The 6,365-nt window shown below is 41.4% G+C and carries 4 protein-coding genes; 3 read left to right on the top strand and 1 reads right to left on the bottom strand.

What is annotated here, in order from left to right; all coding sequences use genetic code 11:
* The 3 genes from AC4GME_RS03460 to AC4GME_RS03450 form a co-directional block, all read left to right on the top strand.
* On the top strand, positions 1 to 762 hold a 762-nt coding region (locus AC4GME_RS03460; protein WP_490379014.1), incomplete at its 5' end, for an efflux RND transporter periplasmic adaptor subunit.
* A complete protein-coding gene (locus AC4GME_RS03455) occupies positions 759 to 3,887 on the top strand; it encodes an efflux RND transporter permease subunit (RefSeq protein WP_490375583.1) in 3,129 nt (1,042 codons plus the stop codon). The genes AC4GME_RS03460 and AC4GME_RS03455, both read left to right, overlap by 4 nt.
* Positions 3,888 to 3,977: 90 nt before the next feature.
* Positions 3,978 to 4,745 carry a hypothetical protein gene (locus tag AC4GME_RS03450; protein ID WP_490375584.1) on the top strand — a complete coding sequence of 256 codons (768 nt, stop codon included), beginning with the start codon at positions 3,978 to 3,980 and terminating at the stop codon, positions 4,743 to 4,745.
* Between the two features lie 73 nt (positions 4,746 to 4,818).
* On the opposite strand, the gene AC4GME_RS03445 is transcribed toward AC4GME_RS03450, so the two are convergent.
* On the bottom strand, positions 4,819 to 6,093 hold the full coding sequence (locus AC4GME_RS03445; RefSeq protein ID WP_490375585.1) for an outer membrane protein transport protein: 1,275 nt from the start codon (positions 6,091 to 6,093) through the stop codon (positions 4,819 to 4,821).
* Positions 6,094 to 6,365 lie beyond the last annotated feature (272 nt).

Here is a 6,365-nt window from a genome sequence, read left to right as displayed (position 1 = left end):
AAAATCATTAAAAGTAAAAAGGTTTCACAAAATATAACTGTTTATGCACCGCAAAAAGGCACTATTTCGGAGCTTAAATTAAATGAAGGTGCGTTTATTTCACCTGCAACTCAGGTTATTAAAGCGGTAAATTTAGATACAGTTTGGGTCGATGTTGAAGTTTTTGCTGCGCAAGTATCATTAGTTAAACTTGGCGATAAAGCAATCATGTCTTTGGATTATTTCCCTGGACAAGAATGGTTAGGACAGGTTGATTTTATCTACCCGGAAATGAACGCTAGTAATCGTACATTACGGGTTCGTTTACAATTCGATAACCCAACTGCGCAATTAAAACCGAATATGTTTGCCAGTGTTACGTTAACCCCTGAAATGAATAAAAACACACTACAAATTCCACGAGAAGCGGTCATTTATGCCGGCAACATGAATCGGGTAGTGATAGCTAAAGGTAATGGTCAGTTTAAATCTGTGCTTGTTAATTTAGGGCTGGAAAACAAAGATTCGGTGGAAGTCTTATCGGGTTTAAGCGAAGGGCAAAAAATTGTTACCTCCGCACAGTTTTTATTAGATTCAGAGTCCAGCATCAGCGCTGATTTTGGTCGCATGTTAGAAATTGAAAAAAACAAACAAGCTGAACCTGAGTACGATTCAAGCATTGAAGATGATGATCTCGATTGGTTAGATTTAGGTGCTGATTCTGATTTAGACTCGCCAAGAAAAGCACATTTAAGCCGAATCGCTAAAGAGGTGACATTATGATTGCTAAGATAATAAATTGGTCAATTAAAAACCGTATTATGGTTTTATTGATCACCGTTGCGATTGTCGCTTATGGATTGTTTTCTCTTCAGAAAACACCAATAGACGCCATTCCCGACCTCTCTGATGTGCAAGTGATTGTAAAAACCAGTTATCCAGGACAAGCGCCACAGGTGGTTGAAGACCAAGTGACTTACCCGTTAACCACTGCGATGTTATCTGTGCCTGGCGCAAAAACGGTACGTGGTTATTCGTTTTTTGGTGACTCTTACGTGTATATCATTTTTGATGATAATACCGATATGTATTGGGCGCGATCACGTGTGCTGGAATACCTTTCGCAAGTAGCACCTGATCTTCCTAAAGAGGCCCGCTCGGCATTAGGGCCCGATGCTACAGGGGTAGGTTGGATTTTCAGTTATGCGTTGGTTGATAAAAGCGGAAAACATGATTTAAGTGAACTGCGTAGTTTACAAGATTGGTTTTTAAAGTTTGAGCTACAAACCGTTGCGGGTGTATCGGAAGTGGCAACAGTCGGCGGCATGGTTAAGCAGTATCAAGTGCGTGTTGATCCTAACAAATTACGTGCTTATAACATGCCGCTCAATAAAATCAGCAAAGCGATTCAAAGTGCCAACCAAGAAAGAGGCGCGAGTGTTATCGAGATGGGTGAAGCCGAATATATGGTACGCACCTCGGGTTATATTTCATCAATTGATGATCTCAAATCTATTCCGTTACATGTGAACGCACAAGGCACACCACTATTATTAGGTGATGTGGCGACCATAAACCTTGGCCCACAAATGCGCCGTGGTATTACCGAACTTAACGGTGAAGGTGAAGTGGTCAGTGGCGTGATTGTGATGCGCTTTGGCGAGAATGCACAGGGGGTGATTGCCGCAGTTAAAGACAAACTTAATGAGCTGCAAAAAAGCCTGCCGGATGGGGTGGAAATAGTTCCCACCTATGATCGCTCGGAGTTAATTGGTAATGCCGTAGAAAATCTTTACCTTAAATTACTCGAAGAGTTTATCGTGGTGATTTTGGTCTGTGCTGCTTTTTTATTCCATTTTCGTTCATCATTAGTGGTGCTATTAAGCCTGCCTGTGGGTATCTTTGTCGCGTTTATTATTATGTCGTGGCAGGGCATTAACGCCAATATCATGTCTCTTGGTGGTATCGCCATCGCCATTGGTGCCATGGTCGATGGCGCGATAGTGATGATTGAAAACGTCCATAAACATATGGAGAAAACTGAGCTTACTGATGAAAACCGCTGGCAGGTGATCAGTAAAGCGACCCTTGAAGTTGGCCCCGCACTGTTTTTCTCATTGCTGATTATTACCTTTAGTTTCCTGCCGGTATTTGCCTTAGAGGGGCAATCGGGCAAAATGTTTTCGCCGCTGGCGTTTACTAAGACCTATGCGATGGCTGCCTCCGCAGGTTTGGCAATCACGTTAATTCCGGTATTAATGGGCTATTTTATTCGCGGTAAAGTACTACCTGAGCATAAAAATCCATTAAACCGTTTTCTTGTGGGTTTATATACCCCCGTGCTGGCTATGAGTTTACGTTTTCCAAAGTTGGCTATTAGCTTTGCATTAGCTGTTTTATTAGTTGGATTCTATCCGGTGAGTAAGATTGGTAGTGAGTTTATTCCGCCACTTGATGAAGGCGATCTCATGTATATGCCTACCACTTATCCGGGAATTTCGATCGGTAAAGCGCGTGAATTATTACAGCAAACCAACAAGCTGATTAAAATATTGCCGGAAGTGAAAACCGTATGGGGGAAAATTGGCCGTGCTGAAACCGCTACTGATCCCGCGCCTCTGACCATGATTGAAACCACCATTCAATTTAAACCCAAAGATCAATGGCGAGTTGGCATGACCAAAAAAATGCTTATAGATGAGTTGGATAGCCTAATTCAATTCCCTGGGCTAACTAATGCTTGGGTGATGCCGATTAAAACCCGTATCGATATGTTAGCAACGGGTATTAAAACGCCGATTGGTATCAAAATAGCTGGCGCGGATTTAGGTGAGATTGAAAAAATTGGTAAGCAGATTGAGACTATCTTAAAAGATGTCGAGGGTACTGCATCAGTATATGCAGAGCGAGTAACTGGCGGTCGTTATGTAAAAGTGGATATTAACCGTGAAAAGGCCGGACGTTATGGGCTAAATATTGCCGAAATCCAGGAGCTAGTAGCAGTCGCAATTGGTGGTAAAAATATCACTGAAACCATTGAAGGTTTAGAGCGCTATCCGGTCAACTTACGCTATCCGAATGATTACCGCGATTCGCTCACCGCACTTAAAAGTCTGCCGATTGTGACGCCAAGCAAAATGAATATCAGTTTAAGTGATGTGGCTAATATTTATATCGAAGCGGGTGCGCCGATGATAAAAACGGAAAACGCGCGTCTTAATGGTTGGATTTTTGTCGATATCGAAAATCGCGATTTGGGCTCATACGTTAAAGATGCACAGCAGATTGTTAATGAGCAATTAACTTTACCTGGAGGATATTCACTAGTCTGGTCTGGACAATATGAATATATGGAAAAAGCCAATGCACGTTTGGCAAAAGTGATACCTGTGACACTCGTTATCATAGTTATTCTGCTGTATTTAGCCTTCCGCCGCGTGGGGGAAGTCTTGCTGATTTTATCCACACTGCCATTTGCTTTAATGGGGGGGATTTGGCTGATGTTCTTACTTGGTTTTAACTTCTCGGTTGCAGTAGGGGTCGGTTTTATCGCACTTGCTGGTGTCTCGATAGAGATTGGCGTAATTATGCTCTTGTATTTAAACCAATCATTAGAAGCAAAAAAACAGCAGCGTCTTACACACTTTAATGTCAATGATTTAAAAGAAGCGGTAATGGAAGGTGCAGGGTTACGTGTGCGACCAGTGATGATGACAGTGGCCGTTGTGGTGATGGGGTTAGTGCCTATTATGTACGGTGATGGCACTGGCTCTGAGGTAATGCAGCGCATCGCCACCCCTATGATTGGCGGCATGGTCAGTGCAATTATTTTGACCTTGCTTATTTTACCTGCGGTTTATTTCCAATGGAAAAAAATCAGCTTGCGCAAACAATTCAATATGAATTAAGACAAATATTTTGAATCACCTTTTAATAGCAAAAGGTGGTTGATCTTATTAACAGTTAACACAAGCAAATAAATCAAAAGGAAAGCAAAGATGAACATTAGAAAAAATACAATGGCAGTCGCATTCGGTAGTGTTATTTTTCTAGCAACACCATTTACAAGCGCATTTGCTCATGAAAAACACTGTGAGATTAAAGATACCCAGTTGAGTGACACTATGAAGTATATGAAAAGTGAACTGCGCGGTTATGTAAAAGGGTTTAAAGGTGATGATGCAGAGAAGATGCAGCAACATCTTAATGAGCTATTAAAGTTGAGCTCGATGCTTGCTGATCAAACACCTGTGAAAATCAAAAACATGCATGCAGCAAGTATGGACCACGAGCAGATGGATATGTCAGAAATGGACCATGCAAAAATGGACATGCAGGCCACGCCGGAAATGGATCATTCAAAAATGGATCATTCAAAAATGGATCATGGTGATATGGAGATGAATCATGGTGATATGGAGATGAATCATGGTGATATGGCGATGCCTGAAATGGATCATTCAAAAATGGATCATGGTGATATGGATATGGCTGAGCAGCCTGAAATGGATCACTCGAAGATGGATCATGGCGATATGAACATGGATAGTGAAGATCATGATATGTCAGCAATGCCAACTATGGAGGGCATGACAGCAGAACAACATCATCAGCATATGCTGTATATGCACGGCATTACTCAGCTTCAGGATCTGTTTAAGGAGTTAGATAAAACCCAAGATAAAGCAGAAATAAAAACGATTTTGGGACAGATTAAAGAGCACAGCAAAAAAAGTCACCAGCAATTCCGCCAAAATTGTGATTAGTCTTTAGATTGTAAATTTAGTGTTTCACTCCTTCTCATGTGGCGCATGGGAAGGAGTGGCTGCTAAATAAAAGTTAGAAACTGCGGCTGTATTGAATCGCGACTAAAATCGCGTTTGCCCTTGTTGTTGCATTAAGAGTTGAAACCTCAACCCCATTTGACTCAGTTGTTTCAGTCACATCAACATCCTTACCCGCTACATAAGTTGCACCAAAATCAATATTAGATCTCTTATTGAGATGGTAAGTGAAACCTGCAGAGAACCATTGTCTGTCTGAATCGGGCACCGAAACAGAAGTTATTTCATCTTGCGCACTTTGGTCATACATATAACCGCCACGCAGTGTCCAATCCTTGTTTAGATAATAAGTTCCACCCAGTGAGAAATGCAGCGCATCTTTCCATTGGTAATCATTAAGCGTGCCATGTGCTTTTGAATCAAGCGTATCGAATGCTGACCAACCAATCCACTGCACACTGTAGTGCACGGCAAATTTTGTATCTTGTATACGGTGGTAACCCGAAAACTCCGCCATATCCGGTAGAGGCATAAATAATGTATCATCTTTGGCGATTGAACCTTTAAATTCAATATCTCCCTTTGCTTCAAGCTCCGGGCTGTAATGGTAGGAGAAACCAAAACGATTATTTGTATTTAATTCAAATACAGTGCCGATATTAAAACCAAGCGCAAAACCAGAGGCATCAACATCTAAGACCTGATTAGTTGCTACAGCTGAACCATTTTTGGGATGGTAAGCATTTAAGTCACGCTGCAGTTTGCCTTGACCATAAATCAGGTCCAAACCTCCACCAATACTCCATTGCTGATTTAAACGGTATGAAACAGCTAGCCCCCAATTCACGCTTTTAAGATCGGTTAAACCTCCGTACTCAGCGCCTTTAAAACTATTAGAAAATTCTGTTTTTGTGCCAAAGCTTGAATAAAGGTTTACACCTACAGCAAATTTTTCATTAATTGGCACAATTAGATGCAGGTTTGGCGCATAAGAGATATCACCTGCATCTTGATAGTTTGAGCTTGTGCTGTATGCAACACCATAATCAATTAAGTGTTGTTGCTGGTAGCTTGCATCTTTGACTTCAATCTCTGATTTGATCATATTCAAACCTAACGAGATAGCTGTTTTATCAAATAGCGCCATAGCGGCAGAATTGCGCGCCATTACCGAAGCATTATCTGCGATAACGGCATCGCCTGCGAATGCACGGCCAAGACCTGTTGCAGATTGCGCGTTAAGTTGAAAACCTGCTGCACTTGCCAGCTGAGTTGTTAGCAGTACTACAGCTGCAAAAAAAAAATTTTGGAAGTGCTGTTTTTTACTCATATTATTATCTTTCATATCCTGTATTTCATCGCAAAACAGATCCATAATACTGTTTTTGAGAATGCTGATTTTCTGGGGCGCATACTATACCCGTTATCAATCAAGATGCAAAAATCAGCAAGTCGAGAGGTGAGTAGATTCTAGGCATTAAGCTGAAGATCTAACTGGTTAAATCAAAGCTTCATAACAACGAAGATGCTTAAGGATAAAGCGGAGGCTAGATGAAAAACAATTAAATTAATTTGGCCAGCGATTTGCACCTGAGATTTGCA

It is taken from the genome of Psychromonas sp. (assembly GCF_983033635.1).
Note: the sequence above shows the minus strand (reverse complement) of the source record. Positions and strands in the feature narration are given on the sequence as shown.